Genomic DNA, 17,952 nt, shown 5'->3' with positions numbered 1-17,952 from the left:
TCTTCTCATGACTATTCCGAACAAGCAGGGGATAGAACAAGCACGTCCGACTTATTCGGACTTTTCCGGGACAGCCTGTTTCTCTTCCGGCGGCGTTAAGACTTCTCCTCCCAGAGGCTGGAGCTGCAGCGTAAGCACGCGGTCGCTTCCTTCGCCCTGCAAAGCCTGGGAGACGACGTAGCCTTCGCCGGTACTGGCGGTGCGGATGCCGAGCAGCGTACAGAGCTCGAGCGCGTCCCGCAGCGCCTTGCCTTTCATATCCGGTACCGCGATCTCCGCGGGAGCCTGCATGGCAAGGTATACCCGCTGGTAAGGACCGATCTCGGTGCCGGCTTTCGGATACTGGGCTACCACCTTGGCGCCCTGGCCTACGGTTTCAATGTCCACTCCGGCGCGTTCCGCCGCAGCTTTTGCCTGGGCCGCCGTCATGTTGCCGAAATCCACGGCTTTCTGCGTGGACGTCTGAACCGGCGTGACCTGAGCCTGCTGCTTGCTGGACGGGATGCGCAGGTAACGAAGGGAGTTCTGCATGATTTCTTTGAAAGCCGGAGCCGCCACATAGTGGCCGAGCAGGTAGTTATTTCCCAGCTCAGGCTCGTCGGCGATGATAATGAGAACGAACTGCGGATCTTCCACCGGCGCAAAACCGGCAAAAGAAATGACCCACTTGTTGGCCGCATATCCTTTTTGTCCCGGTACGACTTTGTTGGCGGTACCGGTTTTGCCCGCGATCCGGTACCCTTCGATGTAGGCGTCTTTACCGGTCCCCTTCACTTGATCCGCTACGACCTGCTCCAGATATTCGCCGACTTTTTTGGCCGTCGCGGCGCTAACCGGCTGCCCTACGACTTTAGGTTCTATTTTCTGAATAGGCTGCTGGGTCTTCGGGTCAATGATTTCCTTCACGACATGCGGCCACATCAGCTTGCCGCCGTTTGCGATCGCTCCGTACGCGGCCGCTTCCTGAATGGCCGTTGCCGTCAAGGCTTGTCCATACGTAGCCGCCGCATAGTCGACTTCATAAGCAAGGTTCGTCTGTCCGGCAACCTCGCCGTACAAATCGATATTGGTTTTTTTACCGAAACCGAACCGGTCGATATAATCCTTCAAACGCTCGACACCGAGCATTTTATAACCCAAGTTGACAAAAGCCACGTTACTGGATCTTTTTAGTCCCTCTAAGTACGTAATAGGCCCCCATCCGATTCTGTTATGATCATAAACCGGTTTTCGACCGGGCACTTGGACGGAACCCGATTTAAAAGTTGCCCCGGGATTAAAAACACCCTCCTCCACAGCAGCCGCCAGTGTAACCAGCTTAAACGTGGAACCCGGCTCGTACTGGGACTGGACGTTGTGATTGGTCTGGTCCCCGCCCTTCCAAAATTCATTCGGGTTGTAGTTCGGGTAGCTGGCCATCCCCAAAATTTCCATCGTCTTCGGGTCGGCCGCAATCGCCATCAAGCCTTTCGGGTGCCATTGATCCATAACTTTGGAGAGGGCGTTCTCCATGTAGTATTGAATGTTTTTGTCAATCGTCAGCTTGACGTAATTCCCGTTAACGGGAGGCACATACACGGATTTGCTTTGAACGAGCTCGACACCGTTTTTGTCACTGTTATAGCTGAGCGAGCCCGGCGTTCCTTTGAGCTGTTCGTCCAGCTGCGCTTCGATGCCCATGCTCGCCTTGCCTTCGCGGTTTGTATACCCGAGAATATGCGCGGCCAAAGAATTGCCCGGGTAATAACGCTTCTTCCCGGTCGTAAGATAAATGCCCACATCCGCCTGTGTACCGTATTTCTTTTTATCTTTATCGTTCAATTGCTGCTGGAGTTTCTTAACGAGCTGCTGTACCTGATCGGCTTTCGCCTTGTCGATGTTTTTGCCTTCGTTGTTCAATTCGACATTGACGAGATACGCGTCCTCGGGCTTCGGTTCTTTTTTCGCGTCTTTTTTGTTGTCTTTCTTATCGTCCTCGGCTGCATTAGCTGCATTTGACTGGGCAGCCGCAGGATCTACCGCTCTTTTCTTCGTAGCCAGGCCTTTGATTTTATCGGACAGGTTTGGAGAATCCGAGTTATCTTTTAGAATCTCCGTCAGACCGGCCGTAATATCGTCCGCAAGCCCTGTCTGATAGATCACTTTCGGATTCAGCGAAACCGAGTAGGCCGGAACCTCTTCCGCCAGAATCCGTCCTTCCCGGTCGAGAATCTTGCCCCTCTCGGCCGGTACGACCCGGTCGGTTTCCCACCTTTTCTCCGCTTCATTAAGAAGCTTGCTGGCGCTGACTCCCTGGATCCATAAAATTCGGCCTAAAAAAACAATAAAAAGAAGGGTAAAAAACCCTCCAATTAGTAGTGAGCGCATTTTCATTTTCTTAACCATGTACGTCCCCACCTCAAATCGAAATTGCCTGCCCGCTAGCGACCCGCCGCGACGGAACTTTTCTTATCTATGGAGGCTTGACCCGAACCAGGCGTCACTTGTCTGACCTGATCGTCACCGGCAGGCTTAAGCCCTTTTTCCTTCGCGATGGCTTCGAGTCTTTCCGGATCTTTCAGCTTCTGAACTTCCTGCTGGTTGGCATCGTTTTCCGCTTTGAGCATTGTAATCGTGGTCTTGGTCGTCTTAATCTCGCTGTTGATCTGATAGATGGTTGTGTAGCGCCATACGATTCCGGTCGCAACGAGCACGCAGACTATAACCAAAAGCAAATACATGAGCTTCTCTCCGACAGGCAGCGGCTTGTTTTTGACAATCACTTTCTTCGTTTCACGAACGGTCACGCGTTGACTGGTTGCTGTCGACTTTTCGGCTAAATTTCCTTGGATATATCCGGGCATAAGTTCCTCCTGATTACAGCTTTTCTGCGATTCGTAATTTGGCTGATCTGGCTCTAGTATTGTGTTCGAGTTCAGCAGAACCTGCTGTAATCGGCTTCCGGTTCACAAGCTTCACCACACCGGTGTTTCCGCATACGCACAAGGGGAAATCCGGAGGGCAGGTGCACCGTCCCACATAGCTGCTAAAAATTTGTTTGCATATACGATCCTCAAGCGAATGGAACGTGATGACGGAAATCCGCCCGCCCGGAGCCAGGCACCGCACCGATTGATGCAGCGCGTCCTCGAAAGCCCCGAGTTCGTCGTTAACGGCAATCCGCAAAGCCTGGAAGCTTCTTTTGGCGGGATGTCCGCCTGTTCTCCGCGCGGCTGCGGGGATGCCTTCCTTAATCAGCTCGACCAGTTGGCTCGTCGTTTCGATCGGCCCGTCCGCCCTGGCTCTTACGATAGCGCCTGCTATACGGCGGGAAAATTTCTCCTCCCCGTATACGAACAAGATGCGGGCGATTTCGGCTTCCGGCCACTCGTTCACGATGATTTTGGCGGTAAGCTCCGTACTGCGGTCCATGCGCATATCCAATTCAGCTTCCTGGTGGTAGCTGAACCCTCGTTCCGCCTCATCTAGCTGAGGCGAGGAAACTCCAAGGTCAAACAAAATTCCGTTGACCTGCGGGGCCCCGTCTTTGAACGCTCTCGGCTCATCCCGGAGCACTTCTTCAATTCGTCGAAAGTTCGTTTTGACAATTTTGACCCGGTCCCGATAGGGCGCGAGTATGTGTTCGGCGTTCGCAAGCGCCGCATCGTCCTGATCCAGGGCTATCAGAAGTCCTCCCGGACCCAGTCTGGAGGCGATTAAGGAACTGTGTCCCGCCCCTCCCAGCGTACAATCCACGTATACGCCGTCAGGTTGTATGTGTAGACCGTCAACTGCTTCTTCTTTTAAAACGGTGATGTGATGAAACAAACTCATTTCCCTCCCTAAGTAACTCGCAGAGCTTACTCGTGATGTTATAAGTCAAAATCGAAATCAACCAGCTTCTCGGCAATTTCGTTAAAAGACTGTTCCGACTGCTCAAAATAGCTTTCCCAAACCGACTTGCTCCAAATCTCGACTCGATTGGAAACGCCGAGCACAACGCAGTCTTTCTCGAGTTTGGCATGCTCCACCAGGTTGTTCGGAATATTGACCCTTCCCTGCTTGTCCAGCTCGCTTTCCGTTGCCCCGGAAAAGAAAAAACGCGTAAAAGCGCGCGCATCGGCTTTCATAAGCGGCAGTGCTTTCAGCTTCTGTTCCAGAACGCTCCATTCAGACTTAGGGTACACAAACAAACATTGGTCCAAACCGCGGGTGACGACAAAGGATACTCCGAGGGCTTCGCGAAACTTAGCCGGAATAATAAGCCGGCCCTTCTCGTCAATGTTATGCTGGTATTCCCCCATAAACATTGACCCTCACCCCTTTCGCCCCACTTTGCGCCACTTTTCTCCACTTCAGTATGTTTACTTCTTCATTTACACGCAAAATCCTTCTAATAAGCATAAATCGTTAAAATTAATTTTTCTCATTTTGTGGATAAATCGGTTAAAAAAATAAAAAAAGTCCGGCGCAGAGCGCCAGACTGTGGATAATTTGATTATTTTTCTTTTTCCGGCTCTTGTTGTTCGGCTTGCTGCACGGGGGCCGCATTGTCCTCAAGCGGCTGATTATCGGAAGCTTGCGCCGGCTTCTGTGCTTCCGCTTGACTGATTCGGCGCTTACTTTTCGACCGGAGGAAAAAATAAATGGGCAGCCCTATGACCAGAGCGATAGCAGCTACAGGAATCAAAGCCGTCATAAAAATGACGAGGCCTTTAAAAATCATAACCATAAAGTCCACGCTTTTGGTAAATGTACTTCCAATCTGCTTGCCGAAAGGCGTTCCGCCCCCTTTTAGAAGAGCCGCTTCCTTCGGCTGATACAGCTTCAGTTCTACAGTCGAGTACTCTACGTTTTGATCCAGAAAACGCATCCGGCCTTTGATCCGTTCAATCTCTTCCTGGACTTTGCCAAGCTCCGCGGAAAAAGCGAGCAACTCGTCGGACTTCGTCGCCTTCTCCATAAACGCCAGCAGCCTGGCTTCCACGACCTCTTTCGCTTTAAGCCGGGAAGTCAGGTCCACGTACTCCTCCGTCACGTCCTGACCCGTTATATTTCTTTGCCGGGTGGGGCTGATTTTCTCGATGCCGTCGAGAAGCGAAGGAAAACCTCCCGCTGCGACTTTGATCGTAAATGTGCCCCCTATTTCGGAGGCCGTGTTGTCTTCGGTAAACTGCAGGATATACGCGCCGCTCGCTGTAACCAGCTCACGCAGGGCCTTCTGCGCTTTGGCGTAGTCCTCCACTTCGGCTACGAGATTCCCCTTGTAGATCACCTTGCGGTCAAATCCGTCTGCGGCCGCCTGAGTTGCGGACGGATTAACGGCGGCAGGTGCGGGGGAGGCACTATTTCCATCGGCTTGCTTGTCCGCGCCTTCTTTCTTCATTAATTCCGTGTTCGCGGAAGTAGTTGCAGCGACTCCCGATTTCTGATCGGCCGTTGAAGCCCCCTTATCGGCAGCGCTGCACCCCGTCAAGCTGGCACCTATAAGCAGCGCCACGATCAATCCCCGCCTTGCTATTCTAAAACTGTCCCGTTTGCCGTCTCCGTCCCTTTCCCGCTTCCTTCCCCTTACCGGATGATTGTGTTTCATAAGACCCCCTATGGTTATTCCATATTTTTCTATTCATTCTTTCTGACGCATTCTTATCGGGGAAGTTGCAAATCCGTTCGGGAAATTTTCCGCTCCTTGCGGCCATTTGCGGCCGCAAATACAGCCAATAAAAAACGCCTCCCGCTTCCGGTTATGCACCGGAAACAAGAAGCGATTTCTAACTATTGGATAGATTAATGCTCCTGCCAGCTTTGCAGATAAGCCTTCTGCTCATCGGAAAGCCGGTCGATGGAAATACCGAGTGACTCCAGCTTGTAGCGCGCTACCTGCTCATCAAGCTCATAAGGAACATTCACGACGGTTTTACCGATCTCTTCGTAACGGTCGTTCACGTACTTGAGCGACAACGCTTGAAGCGCGAAGGTCATATCCATAATCTCCGCCGGATGCCCGTCTCCTGCCGCCAGGTTAACCAGACGTCCTTCCGCCAGGAGATAAATTTTACGTCCGTCTTTCAGCTGGTATTCTTCGATGTTACGGCGTACCGTACGCACGGAAGAAGACTGGGCTGCCAGTTCGGGTTTGTTGACCTCCACATCGAAGTGCCCCGCATTGGACAAAATCGCGCCGTCCTTCATCACTTCGAAATGCTCGCCGCGGATCACATCGCGGTTGCCCGTCACCGTTACGAAATAATCGCCGATTTTAGCCGCTTCGGACATCGGAAGAACGGTAAATCCGTCCATGTAAGCCTCAACCGCTTTAATCGCGTCGATCTCCGTAACGACGACTTGAGCGCCCAGACCTTTGGCACGCATCGCAACGCCTTTGCCGCACCAGCCGTAGCCGACCACGACAACGGTTTTGCCGGCAACCACCAGGTTGGTCGTACGGTTGATTCCGTCGAATACGGATTGTCCGGTTCCGTAGCGGTTGTCGAACAAGTACTTGCAGAACGCATCGTTTACGGCCACCATCGGGAACTCCAGACGGCCTTCCTTGTCAAGCGCCTTCAGGCGCAGGATGCCGGTCGTCGTTTCTTCCGCTCCGCCGCGCACGCCTGCCAGCAAGTCTCTGCGCTCCGAGTGAAGAATAGTTACCAGATCGCCGCCGTCGTCGATAATCAGATCCGGCTTCGTTTCGAGCGTTTTGATCATGAGCTCTTTGTATTCCTTCGGATCGGGATTGTACTTCGCGAACACGGTAATGCCGTCTTCCGCCAGAGCCGCGCAAACGTCGTCCTGCGTCGATAGCGGGTTGCTTCCCGTAATCGTCACTTCCGCTCCGCCCGCTTGAACGACTTTCGCCAGGTAGGCGGTTTTCGCTTCCAAATGAAGAGAAATGGCTACTTTAAGACCGCGAAACGGCTGCTCTTTCTCGAACTGCTCGCGGATACGGTTTAATACCGGCATATGCGCCTGAACCCAATCGATTTTCAAATGCCCTTCGGGCGCCAGAGATTGATCCGCTACGATGCTGCGTTCTACTGCGTTCATCCAACTATTCCTCCTCGATTGCTAAAATCTTCTTCTATATAGGCTGTCTAGTTAAATATAAACCAGGTAGTGGCCCCCGTCCATCGGCAAATCCGCCTCCAGCAGCTCTTGGAGCCATTTATCCCCGTATCGGTTCAAATAGGCGCATACGTTATATACCCGCTCCTGCGGTTTGCCCAGCGGCATCAGAGCCAGCTCAATGCGCTTCCATTGAGATAAGGCCGTGTCATGCCGGCGGGCAAGCGCCTGCTCCGCCTTGCGTTCCAGGTAATCGATCTGGTGAAGGAGCTTATCCAGATTGGTATGCCCCAGATCCGGCAGTCCCGCTTCGATAGCGGCAAGCGAGTCCACGAGAGGGGTGTACACCTCTTTCACGCGCACGCGCGCTTCTTCGAACCGTTCCCGAACCGGAAAAGGGCTCTGCGCGCGGAGCCACGCTTCTCTCCGCTCGTCAATGCCCGCCTTCACGTCATCCATGGACAGGTCGTACCGGTCCATCCATTTCGTTACGGCATCTTCGACGAGCGTGAACTCCAGCCGCGGCAGGACAATCGGCATCGTCATGCCGTGCAGCGCGAACGCGTCCCGCGTCATCGCCCAGTAGGCCACTTCCGCGGGTCCGAGCACGGTGCCCAGCACCGGAAGCAGGAACTCCTGCATGAGCGGGCGGGAAAGAACGCCGTTGCTGAGGCGTTCCGGCTCCCTCTCCGCAAGGGCCAGCAAGTCTTCCCTGCTGTAGGCGCGCAGGTCTTTCTTGTCGGCGAAGCCCTCCCCGCTGCGCTGCAGCAGGACTCGCTCGCCGCTCGGGTCGATGACGAACAGATGCGACTGTTCGTCCGTCACGTCCACTTGAGGCGTATAGCCGAGCGCCTCAAGTTCTCGGCGGCCGCGCATCAGGGCGGCCGCAAGAAGCTCGTTAGCGCCGACGAGACGCGTGAACATCGGCGCCTCCAGCTTGCGCAAAGCGGGATCGTCCGCGTCGAGGAGGACTAGCCCGCTGTCGCCGAACAGCGCAGCCATCCAGCCGGCGAACGTGTCGCTGAGCGTGGCCAGGCCGTTCATGGACGAACGCAGGCGGCTCAGCAGCTCCGTCTTGTGCGGGCTGTCCGGCAGCGACTCATCCAGCCGGCGGAGCGCATCTTCCCACGTCTGTTCATCCGCCTGCCAGCGGCTGACGGATGTCCGCAGATTCCACGGACGGCGGATCGACAGTTTATGTACGTCCAGTTCCGGACGCTGTACCTGGATGTGGTCGACCTCATCGAAGTCGTGATCCTCTCCGGCGATCCAGAATACCGGTACGACCGGCGTACCCAGCTCCGCCTGAGCTTGCCTCGCGGCGATAAGAACGGTAATCGCTTTGTAGATGACAAGCAGCGGCCCTCCGAACAAGCCGGCCTGCTGGCCTCCCACTACGGTAAGCGAATTCTCCTCGGCCAGACCGGCAGCCGCACTCAGCGCCGTCTCCCGGTTGCCGATACGGCGGTTATATTCAAGCAGCACCTCGACCAGACGCTTCCGGTCCGCCCGGTTCGCTTCCGTTTGGCGGACAGCTTCGGCGCGGCGGTGCAAACTTCCTTTGTCCCATGGATTATAATCAAACAATGCCGACACTCGGTCGAAATGATGGATGTAATCCTCGGTTAAAGGTTGGCTCTTCTTCCATTGATAAGCTTTCCACGGCATCTCTCTGCAGCCGCCTCCCCCGTAACCACTGTCGGATTTTTACTCTTAATTGATTGTACACGGCATTGACCTTGACGTCAAAATGGAAGTTGCTAATTTTTTTATATCAGGTACAAAAAATGCTGTTCCTTCTCTCCGTCTGTAGACCTAGATCCCTTACCGCCGCAGGCTGCTGTAAGCTTCATTCGCGCGCCTCTTTCATCTTCTTCCAATATCTTCTATTATGAATAGAGAACGTAGCGCTTGAAAATAGAAAGGATCGATACCGATGAATGTGTTCCATAACCGTATGTTTGTCAAACTGTTCACCGCCAGCTTTTTCTCGCAGCTCGGCACCATGATCGGAAATATGGCGTTTGCCTTCTTCCTGCTCGACCGCTTCAGCTCCCAGCCCTTCTATATGACACTGGCCGAGATGATGTATTCCCTACCGACCTTGTTCGTGTTCTTTATCGTCGGAGTTGCGGCCGACCGGATGAACCGGAAGTCCATTTGTTTATATTCCAATTATATTCGAATCGGACTGACTGTCCTGCTCTTCCTCTCGCTTTTTCTGGAAATATTGCCGCTCACGTTCCTGATTCTGTTCCTTCGCAGCGCGGTCGCGAAATTTTTCGCCCCGGCCGAAACCGGCCTTGTGCAAGGCATCTTATCCAAGGAGCAGTATATGCAGGCTGCCGGTTTGAACCAGACGGTGTTCGGCTTGTTCATGCTCTTCGGAACGGCCCTCGGAGCTTTGGCGTATCACTGGATCGGAGTAGAAGGCGCCGTCATAATCGACGGATTGGGGTTTATTCTCTCGGCTCTCCTTATCCGTTCCTGCAGTTTTGAAGAGAAAGTACAGCAGCCTAACGGACCCGGAAAATGGCGGGATATGAGCGTTAAAACCGTTTGGGGAGATTTTGCCGAAGGCTTGAAATATATCTGGAGGAAGCCTCTCTTGCTGTCGATCATTACCGGTTTTATCCTCTTCGGATTTGTTAACGGCGGCTTTACCGTCCTTCCCCTGTTCTCGCTGAAATACAAACTCGCAGCCTATGAGTATGAGAAATTCGCTTCGCTCTTATCCGTTAGCCTAGGCGTAGGGGTACTGGTCGGCAGCGCTCTCGGGACCATTTTGGCCAAAAAAATAAAACCGCACGTCATGATCATAGGCAGCGTCGTCTCCAGCGGACTTATGGTGATCGGAATCAATTACGTCAATGACATCTGGCTGTTTCTAATCGGCTTCCTCTTTACGGGAATACTAATAGCACCTGCCAATATAGCTATCGGCGGCTGGATGCCGCAAATTGTGGATGGCAAAATGATGGGGCGGGTAAACGCGTGGATCGATCCGCTAATGATGGGGGCTCAGTCCCTTGCGCTCGGACTTATCGCTTTGTTCTACCCACGATTTATCTCGCTGGACTGGATTTACATAGTACTGGGCGCGCTTATGCTTGTCGTAGCCGTCTTTTACACTCTCAAGCTTCCCAAACAGGCTGCTGAGGAAGAGTCCGCTCCGAAAGAGTCTCAAGAGAAACCCGTGCAAGGGGCCCCGTCCGTATCGGGTTAAAGCGTTACGTCTACCGTAGATATATGCGGCAACACGATAAAAAAACCGCCCGTCTCGCATCTCCTGGACCGGAGTGCGAACGGGCGGTTCTTTTGATGAAACGATTAATGATTAGTACAAGTGGCAGGATACGAAATGCCCCGGCTCCACTTCTTTCATCGGAGGCATCGTTACCGCGCATTGATCCATAGCTTTAGGGCAGCGGGTCCGGAAAGGACAGCCGCTAGGCGGGTTCAACGGGCTCGGAACCTCGCCTTTCAGGATGATGCGTTCACGCTTGCGCTCGATTTCCGGATCCGGAATCGGAATCGCGGAAAGCAGAGATTCGGTGTACGGGTGAAGCGGGTTTGCATAAAGCTCCTTGGAAGTGGTGACTTCCACCAGATTCCCCAAGTACATAACGCCGATACGATCGGAGATGTGCTTCACCATCGCAAGGTCATGCGCGATGAACAGGTAAGTCAGACCCCGGTCTTTTTGCAGCTTCTTGAACAGGTTGACGACCTGGGCCTGTACGGACACGTCGAGTGCGGAAATCGGCTCGTCCGCAATAATGAACTGCGGTTCGATTGCGAGCGCGCGGGCGATCCCGATACGCTGACGCTGACCGCCGGAAAATTCGTGCGGGAAGCGACCGGCGTGCTCGGCGTTAAGGCCTACCGCATCCAGCAGCTCGACTACGCGTTCGCGGCGTTTGCTGCCGGAAGCGACACCGTGGATGTCGAGACCTTCCGCGATGATGTTGCCGACCGTCATTCTCGGGTTAAGCGAGGCGTACGGATCTTGAAACACCATCTGCATGTTCCGGTGAAAATCGCGCATTTTGCGGCCGCTCAGTTTATGAACGTTCTCGCCGTTAAAAATAACTTCGCCGTCCGTCGCCTCGTAGAGGCGGATGATCGTGCGTCCTGCCGTGGATTTACCGCAGCCGGATTCACCGACCAGACCGAAAGTTTCACCGCGTTTGATATCAATCGAGAAGTTATCGACCGCTTTCAGGATTTTGCCCTGGCCGAGGTCGAAATGCTTCTTCATATTACGGATGGATAAGATCGTTTGATCAGACATGCTGCTTCCCTCCTACTTCAACGGGACGCTCGACTTTAGGCGCATCCGGATGGAGCAGCCAGCAGGCTGCGCTGTGCTCGGCCGAAAGCTGGGTGTGTTCCGGATCTTCCTCTACGCACACTTTCATGGCGTATGGGCAGCGTGCCGCGAACGCGCAACCTTTCGGCGGAGCGAACAAGTCCGGCGGCGTTCCCGGAATCGGGATAAGCTCTTCGTCCGCCCGCGTATCGAGACGGGGAACGGATTTCAGAAGTCCCCATGTGTAAGGATGTCTCGGATCGTAGAAGATTTCGTCTACGGTCCCTTTCTCCACGATTTTACCCGCGTACATCACGACCACGCGTTCAGCCATTTCGGCAACGACGCCAAGGTCATGCGTAATCAGAATGATGGAGGAACCCGTTTTTATGGACAGTTCTCTCATCAGATCGATGATCTGGGCTTGTACGGTAACGTCGAGAGCCGTTGTAGGCTCATCCGCGATGAGCAGTTTCGGGTTGCAGGCCAGGGCGATGGCAATCATAACCCGCTGACGCATACCGCCCGAAAATTCATGCGGGTACTGCTTGATACGGCCTTCCACGTTGGAGAGACCGACCAGACGAAGCAGTTCCATCGAACGCTGACGCGCCTGCTCCTTGGTCATGCCCTGGTGCTTAATCAAGCTTTCGCTGATCTGTCTGCCCACGGTCATGGTCGGATTGAGCGATGTCATCGGATCTTGGAAAATCATACCCATTTCGGAACCGCGAACGGATTCCATTTGTCTATTGGAAAGCTTGGTGATATCCACCTTGCCTTTTTTACCCTCAAAAAGGATGGACCCTCCTTTAATAACGCCGGGAGGTGAAGGAATCAGACGCATGAGCGTTTGGGAGGTTACGGATTTACCGCAGCCGGACTCCCCTACGATTGCAAGCACTTCGCCTTTTCTAAGATCGAATGTGACACCGCGAACCGCCTGAACTTCACCTGCGTAGGTGTTAAAGGAGACCTTCAAATCCTTTACTTCCAAAATATTTTCTTTGGGCTTACTCAAGGTACTCCCTCCCTTTACTTACGCATCTTCGGATCGAGCGCGTCACGAAGACCGTCACCGAGCACGTTGAAGCTTAGCAGAATAAGACTGAATACAGCTGTCGGGAACAGCAGGCGGAACGGATAATAACGCATGGAAGCCGCTCCGTCCGACAGTAGGGATCCGAGCGACGCGAGCGGCGGACGGATACCGATACCGATGAAGCCCAGGAAGGCTTCCGCGAATATCGCCGAAGGAACTACGAACGTGATTTGAACCACGATAATACCAAGCGCATTCGGAATCAGGTGGCGCATAATAATCCGGCCCGTGTTGGCGCCCAGTGTGCGGGAAGCCAGTACGTATTCCTGTTCCTTGAGCTGAAGAACCTGACCGCGGACGAGCCGCGCCATCGGCACCCAGCCGGTGATCGAATAAGCGATGATAATGGACGTAATGCCCGGCTTTAGCACCATCATAAGGAGGATGGCGATCAGCAGGAACGGAATGGAATAAATAATTTCGATAAAGCGCTGCATCACGGAATCGACTTTGCCGCCATAGTAACCGGAAATACCGCCGTAGATAACGCCGACGATCAAGTCAATGACAGCTGCTACAATACCGATGAACAGGGAGATACGAGTTCCCCACCATACGCGTGTCCACAAATCGCGGCCCAGATCGTCCGTACCGAACCAATGCACGGAATTCGGCTTCGTGTTGGCGATGGACGGATTCGTCGCACTATACTCAAATTGCGACAAGAATGGAGCCACGATCGAAACGAGAGTGAGAAGAATGAGTATAAACAAGCCGGCCATAGCCAGTCGGTTTTTCTTAAGTCGACGCCAAGCATCCTTCCAGTAGGTCAGCGACGGGCGGACGATTTGCTCCTGTAAATGTTCGTCCTTAATCAAGGGCGCAAATTTACCGGATGCGTTTACAGTCGATTGTCCTGGATTTTGCATAGTTTACTTCCCGCCTTTCCCCAGACGAATTCTCGGGTCAATATAACCGTAGAGGATGTCGGTAATAAGAATTACGATAATTAGAATCGCAGAGTAGAAAATGGTCATACCGGAAATAACGGTATAGTCATTAGAGTAGATCGCATTAACCAATTGCTTACCTAATCCCGGAACGGAGAAAACCTGTTCCACAACAAGCGTACCGGTAATCAATCCCGCAAAAACCGGTCCGATAATGGTGACAACCGGCATGATGGCATTACGAATCGTGTGACGCCATACAACCGTGTGACTCGCCAAACCTTTTGCTTTCGCAGTTTTGATATAATCCTGATTCAATACATCCAGCATGGACGTACGCATCATTCTGGCCACGTTAGCAAGCGTACCGAATGAAAGCGCCAGGGTCGGTAAAACTTTGTAGGAAGGACCTTTCCACAATGCGGCTGGCAGCCAGCCCAGCTTGTTTCCGACGTAATAAGCAAGAAGCGGTCCGAGTACGAACGATGGAATGGACACGCCTACAACCGCGATAAAGATAGCCGTGCGGTCCTGCCATTTGTTATGGTTGAGCGCGGCGATAATACCGAGCAGCAAACCGAACACGAGTGCGACACAAATGGAGTAAATGCCGAGTTCGAAAGACGGTTTGAAACCTGAACTGATCATGCTCGTTACATCACGCGCCGGGAATTGGAAGGATACCCCCAAATCGCCTTGTATCACATGTTTCAGGTAAAGCAGGTACTGCTGCCATTGCGGCTTATCGAGCCCGTATTGTGCTAGCAGAATCTGATAGTTTTCTTTGGACATCTTCAGTACAGCTTCTCCGAACGGATCGCCCGGAAGCAGCTTCATCAGAACGAAGGTGACCGTGATGACGAGCCAAAGTGTAATGATGGCATAGAACAGCCGCTGTAGGATATATCTGAACACATAGGGTCCTCCTTTTGAAAAAATGAAGCCGGAAGGGGACGTCCCGCGAGGTGCGTCCCCTTCTGACTTTAGCTGCTTATTAAGCTAGCTGCGGAATAAAGAATTACTTCTTCGCTTCCGTAATTGTTACCCCTTTAACATCCCACTCCATACCGTAGTTCGGCAGTACAAGACCTTGTACCGTGTTGCGAACGAGGTAAGGAACTTTACGGGAATAGACAGGACCTACAGCCATATCTTCCATCAGGATTTTCTCTGCGTCTACTAGCAGCTGAGAACGTTTAGCAGGATCCGCTTCTTTGTCAGCGGCTTTGATTTTCTCGTCATAGGTAGGGTTGCTGTAGTACACGTTGTTGAACTCGCTGCCCGTTACCCACATGTCGAGGAAAGTCATCGGATCGTTGTAATCAGCGCCCCAAAGTGCAAGTACGATATCGTAGTCGCCTTTGTTCTGACGTTCTACACGAAGTTTGTGCGGAACAGGCTCGCCGACTGCTTTGTAACCGAGGTTTTTCTCCCACTCGCCCATCAAGAATTCGATGGATTTCTTACCGGAGCCCTGCTCGTCGCCGAGGAGCTTCAGTTCAGGAAGTTTGTCGATGCCGAGTTCTTTCAGACCTGCTGCCAGGTATTCTTTCGCTTTGGCCGGATCTGCTTTCGGAAGCGTGTCGCCGGCTGTTTTACGGAATTCGTTCTTGTTGCCGTCTTGAGTACCGTCGGCTACAAGACCTCTTGCCGCTGCCGTACCGTTGTTGGCCAGCGTCAGTACGTAAGCGTCACGGTCAACCGCAAGCGTCAGTGCTTTACGGATGTTTGCGTTGGCCAGAACTTTGTTCTTCTGGTTGTACATGAAGTACATCGAAGTCAATTCGTTCTTCACTTTGATGTTTTCTTTGTCCGTTTGAGATTTCGCTTTGAACTGGTCGCTGCTCAGGTTCGTTACGTCTGTTTCTTCGGTTTCATACAGGTTCAAGGAGCTGTTGGAGTCCGTTACGATGTTAACCGTCAGTTTCTCCAGTTTTACGTTGGCAGCATCCCAGTAGTTCGGGTTTTTCTCGAATACGAGGTTTTGGTCATGGTTCCATTGTTTCAGAACGAACGGACCAGCACCGATAATTTTGTCAGCGTCGCCGCCGTATTTTTCACCGTTTTTGGTAACCAGATCTTCACGTTGCGGGAAGAAAATCGGGAAAGCAAGGAGATCTTCGAAGAAGGTAACCGGCTTTTCCAGTGTAATTTCGAGTGTTTTCTCATCAATCGCTTTAACGCCTAGAGCTTTTTTCTTAGCTTCAACTTCTTCAGGCTTTGCTTTGATGATGTCATTTCCGCCTTTAATCCAGGCAGTCATGAAGTTGTATTGCGCTTTAGTGCTCGGATCGAGAGTACGTTGGAAGGAATAAACGAAATCGCTCGCTTTAACCGGTTGGCCGTCTGCCCATTTCGCGTCACGGAGCTTAATGGTGTAAACGAGACCGTCTTTGGAAATTTCCGGTTTGGCAGCTGCAAGTCCAGGCTGCGGTTTGCCGTCTTTATCGAGACGGTAGAGGCCTTCGTTCAGTGCGTTCAGCATCGTAAATGCTGCATTTGTAGTACCTTTGGAGCTGTCTAGAACCGGTGGCTCGGCATTGAAGTTAATGCGAAGTTCTTGCTTAGCGGCATTTGCTTTGTCTGTACCGCCTTTGTCCCCCGTTGCTGCCTTGTCGTCACTGCCACAACCTGCTGCGATACTGCCGACAAGCGTCAGTGCAACCGCTGTGGAAACCCACTTTTTAGCTTTCATACGGTAATTATTCCTCCCTTTAATAATAAATCTTATGGTTAAAGGTGTTTGACGGAAAATTTTGAATTTTCCAATGACACCGCTTCCCCTAATCGAGGCACTTCTCCGAGCTAAAGCGACAATATCGGCCTTTCGCCCTTACATGTTACATTTTATAACACAGTTTGTCAGGAAGTCCAGAATCTTTTTTGTGAAAAAGAACTTTCTCTTGCAAAAATGTTAAAATGCTGTAAAGGCTAAACTGTTACTAATTACCTATTATACAACCAAAGGTCAATAAAATCTACTTGTAATTTTCTACATAGGTTCGAGTATTTGAGACTTCCGAACCGCGCCTAACCTGCGCCAGCACTGCTTTAGAGCGTTAATTCGGCAATTAGTTGAACTGCGGTCAATTCATGTCGGCAAAAGGGAGACCGCTATCCGAGAACAGCCGTCCCCATGCGAATCGCCATAAACATGACATACAGAAGAGAAAGTCCCATAAAACTGAGCCGCCATACGATGCGCAGCGATTTCCCCAGTTCCATCTTCCCTTTCCTGTCGTTCTGGTATCCGCCTATAAGCCCGAAAACGATAAGAATGACCAGCAGAAGAAACCATAATCCGAACGAGCTGGAGAACAAAGAGTTCCACAGCGATGCGACGGATCCGAGCAGCAGGAAGGTCGTGAGATCCATAGTAATCCGGGTGGATTTTTTCTTTTCTTTGGTTACAATATATACGATTATCCATATCAGCACAAAGGAAAGAAAAGGGAGCATAGCAAGTACCGCATATATGCTGGACAATCCGTCTATGAATGAATCCAATCCCATCATCACCCACTTTGCTCCGCAGCTTTAATCAGCCGGTATACGGTTTCATGAGTGGGCATAGACATCCCGGCCCGCTCCGCTTTTGCGAGCAGACCACCCGTGATTGACTCAATTTCCGTCATCCTGCCCGCCGCGATATCCTGCAGCATCGAAGATCGGTTGACAGCCGTCTTCCGGCAAACTTCCAGGATTTCGTCCCATAAAGATTCTTCAACCGTTACGTGCTGTGTAAGCGCCAAGTCCCTTCCTTCCTCGAAGAGCTTCCTCATCAGCAGCAGTGAGTCCGAAGTCTCAGGCAGCTTCCCGTTAGGAATCCGGAGCAGAGCCGTCAGCGGATTAATCACCGCATTGATCAAAAGCTTGCTCCATATATGGCGCTCTATACTCTTCGACACAAAAACGTCAAATCCTGCTTGCTTTAAACAATCTTGAACCGTTTTCAAATTTATTTGCGGAACCTTCTCTGTATGCGGTTCCGTATCCTTGGCATGGATATGGCCGATCCGCGTCCAGCCGCGGCCCGTATGCGCCACTTCCGAATGCGACAAGCGTCTTGCCCCCTCCGTGGTCACGGCCTGGATCATGAAGGGACGGGCTTTCTCGCTGTCCAGCTTCTCCCAGTGGCCGATCCCGTTCTGAAGTGAAACAAGCCCAGCGCCTTTCTCCATGGAAGAAATCAGATAAGACGCCAATTCTTCCGTAAAAGCCGTCTGTTTGACTGCCAGGAGAATAAACCTTCCTTCGGATCGATCCGCGGAATTCAAACCGCTCATGGCATCCGGAAAAGCGAGTGCGGGGACTTCAGCCGTTAACTCCGTCCAGCCCTCCACACGGATTCCTTTGTAGTTTACGGCTTCCGCCTGTTCCCTGCTCCTCGTAACCAGCATTACCCGGCAGCCGGCTGCCGCCAGTTTGGCCGCAAACAGCAGTCCCAGCGAGCCGCCTCCGATGACTTCTACCAGCATGGCCCCCACTCCTTTATCTTATTTTGCATTCGGTCCCTTATTCCTTGCTTGCATAATTCGCCATTTTTCAGCCATTCCCCGCAAGGACGGCGTAATCCTTCTTGACGCTTCAAAAAAAATAAA

Annotated in this window: 15 protein-coding genes; 1 reads left to right on the top strand and 14 read right to left on the bottom strand. The window is 52.4% G+C overall.

Annotated elements, in window-relative coordinates; translation table 11 throughout:
* Positions 1-51 precede the first annotated feature (51 nt).
* The 7 genes from ABH899_RS02120 to bshC form a co-directional block, all read right to left on the bottom strand.
* Positions 52-2,385 (bottom strand): penicillin-binding transpeptidase domain-containing protein, encoded by a 2,334-nt coding sequence (locus ABH899_RS02120; RefSeq protein ID WP_369993572.1) that lies wholly within the window; start codon positions 2,383-2,385, stop codon positions 52-54.
* 35 nt (positions 2,386-2,420) lie between these two features.
* Positions 2,421-2,843, bottom strand: coding sequence for a cell division protein FtsL (gene ftsL / locus ABH899_RS02115; RefSeq protein ID WP_009671837.1), 423 nt, complete (start codon positions 2,841-2,843; stop codon positions 2,421-2,423).
* A 13-nt stretch (positions 2,844-2,856) separates the two neighbouring features.
* Complete coding sequence (gene rsmH, locus ABH899_RS02110) at positions 2,857-3,807, bottom strand: 16S rRNA (cytosine(1402)-N(4))-methyltransferase RsmH (protein ID WP_369993568.1); 951 nt, start codon at positions 3,805-3,807, stop codon at positions 2,857-2,859.
* Positions 3,808-3,851: 44 nt separating this feature from the next.
* The gene (gene mraZ / locus ABH899_RS02105) at positions 3,852-4,289 is read right to left on the bottom strand and encodes a division/cell wall cluster transcriptional repressor MraZ (RefSeq protein ID WP_009671842.1); all 438 of its coding nucleotides are present in this window, start codon (positions 4,287-4,289) and stop codon (positions 3,852-3,854) included.
* Positions 4,290-4,477: 188 nt separating this feature from the next.
* Positions 4,478-5,572 (bottom strand): DUF4349 domain-containing protein, encoded by a 1,095-nt coding sequence (locus tag ABH899_RS02100; RefSeq protein ID WP_369993565.1) that lies wholly within the window; start codon positions 5,570-5,572, stop codon positions 4,478-4,480.
* Between the two features lie 194 nt (positions 5,573-5,766).
* A complete protein-coding gene (locus ABH899_RS02095; RefSeq protein ID WP_369993563.1) occupies positions 5,767-7,029 on the bottom strand; it encodes an adenosylhomocysteinase in 1,263 nt (420 codons plus the stop codon).
* 51 nt (positions 7,030-7,080) lie between these two features.
* Complete coding sequence (gene bshC, locus ABH899_RS02090) at positions 7,081-8,715, bottom strand: bacillithiol biosynthesis cysteine-adding enzyme BshC (RefSeq protein ID WP_369993562.1); 1,635 nt, start codon at positions 8,713-8,715, stop codon at positions 7,081-7,083.
* A 268-nt stretch (positions 8,716-8,983) separates the two neighbouring features.
* Between bshC and ABH899_RS02085 the strand changes: the two genes are divergently transcribed.
* Positions 8,984-10,273, top strand: a complete 1,290-nt coding sequence (locus ABH899_RS02085) for an MFS transporter (protein ID WP_369993559.1) — start codon at positions 8,984-8,986, stop codon at positions 10,271-10,273.
* 111 nt (positions 10,274-10,384) lie between these two features.
* Here the strand turns inward: ABH899_RS02085 and ABH899_RS02080 are convergent, their stop codons facing one another.
* The 7 genes from ABH899_RS02080 to ABH899_RS02050 all read right to left on the bottom strand — a co-directional run bounded on the left by ABH899_RS02080 (position 10,385) and on the right by ABH899_RS02050 (position 17,829).
* Entirely contained in the window at positions 10,385-11,341 is a 957-nt protein-coding gene (locus tag ABH899_RS02080) for an ABC transporter ATP-binding protein (protein ID WP_326052820.1), read from the bottom strand.
* Complete coding sequence (locus tag ABH899_RS02075) at positions 11,334-12,380, bottom strand: ABC transporter ATP-binding protein (protein WP_009671339.1); 1,047 nt, start codon at positions 12,378-12,380, stop codon at positions 11,334-11,336. Before ABH899_RS02075 ends, ABH899_RS02080 begins: the two co-directional genes overlap by 8 nt.
* 14 nt (positions 12,381-12,394) lie before the next feature.
* On the bottom strand, positions 12,395-13,330 hold the full coding sequence (locus ABH899_RS02070; protein ID WP_009671333.1) for an ABC transporter permease: 936 nt from the start codon (positions 13,328-13,330) through the stop codon (positions 12,395-12,397).
* A 3-nt stretch (positions 13,331-13,333) separates the two neighbouring features.
* A complete protein-coding gene (locus ABH899_RS02065; protein WP_103993601.1) occupies positions 13,334-14,266 on the bottom strand; it encodes an ABC transporter permease in 933 nt (310 codons plus the stop codon).
* Positions 14,267-14,369: 103 nt separating this feature from the next.
* The gene (locus ABH899_RS02060; RefSeq protein WP_009671330.1) at positions 14,370-16,046 is read right to left on the bottom strand and encodes a peptide ABC transporter substrate-binding protein; all 1,677 of its coding nucleotides are present in this window, start codon (positions 16,044-16,046) and stop codon (positions 14,370-14,372) included.
* A 419-nt stretch (positions 16,047-16,465) separates the two neighbouring features.
* On the bottom strand, positions 16,466-16,864 hold the full coding sequence (locus ABH899_RS02055; RefSeq protein WP_369994074.1) for a DUF3397 domain-containing protein: 399 nt from the start codon (positions 16,862-16,864) through the stop codon (positions 16,466-16,468).
* A 2-nt stretch (positions 16,865-16,866) separates the two neighbouring features.
* A complete protein-coding gene (locus ABH899_RS02050) occupies positions 16,867-17,829 on the bottom strand; it encodes a ketopantoate reductase family protein (RefSeq protein WP_369993553.1) in 963 nt (320 codons plus the stop codon).
* Positions 17,830-17,952: the final 123 nt, after the last annotated feature.

The organism is Paenibacillus sp. RC84 (assembly GCF_041260495.1).
In the GTDB taxonomy this organism is placed as follows: Bacteria; Bacillota; Bacilli; order Paenibacillales; family NBRC-103111; genus Paenibacillus_F.
The sequence above is the reverse complement of the archived record's forward strand: the minus strand, read 5'-3'. Positions and strand labels throughout refer to the sequence as shown.

Bases quoted from the DNA above. Each gene is read 5' to 3' on its own strand.
- ABH899_RS02120 (WP_369993572.1), bottom strand. From the start codon at position 2,385: ATGGTTAAGAAAATGAAAATGCGCTCACTACTAATTGGAGGGTTTTTT.
- ftsL (WP_009671837.1), bottom strand. From the start codon at position 2,843: ATGCCCGGATATATCCAAGGAAATTTAGCCGAAAAGTCGACAGCAACC.
- mraZ (WP_009671842.1), bottom strand. From the start codon at position 4,289: ATGTTTATGGGGGAATACCAGCATAACATTGACGAGAAGGGCCGGCTT.
- ABH899_RS02100 (WP_369993565.1), bottom strand. From the start codon at position 5,572: ATGAAACACAATCATCCGGTAAGGGGAAGGAAGCGGGAAAGGGACGGA.
- ABH899_RS02095 (WP_369993563.1), bottom strand. From the start codon at position 7,029: ATGAACGCAGTAGAACGCAGCATCGTAGCGGATCAATCTCTGGCGCCC.
- bshC (WP_369993562.1), bottom strand. From the start codon at position 8,715: ATGCCGTGGAAAGCTTATCAATGGAAGAAGAGCCAACCTTTAACCGAG.
- ABH899_RS02085 (WP_369993559.1), top strand. From the start codon at position 8,984: ATGAATGTGTTCCATAACCGTATGTTTGTCAAACTGTTCACCGCCAGC.
- ABH899_RS02080 (WP_326052820.1), bottom strand. From the start codon at position 11,341: ATGTCTGATCAAACGATCTTATCCATCCGTAATATGAAGAAGCATTTC.
- ABH899_RS02070 (WP_009671333.1), bottom strand. From the start codon at position 13,330: ATGCAAAATCCAGGACAATCGACTGTAAACGCATCCGGTAAATTTGCG.
- ABH899_RS02060 (WP_009671330.1), bottom strand. From the start codon at position 16,046: ATGAAAGCTAAAAAGTGGGTTTCCACAGCGGTTGCACTGACGCTTGTC.
- ABH899_RS02055 (WP_369994074.1), bottom strand. From the start codon at position 16,864: ATGGGATTGGATTCATTCATAGACGGATTGTCCAGCATATATGCGGTA.
- ABH899_RS02050 (WP_369993553.1), bottom strand. From the start codon at position 17,829: ATGCTGGTAGAAGTCATCGGAGGCGGCTCGCTGGGACTGCTGTTTGCG.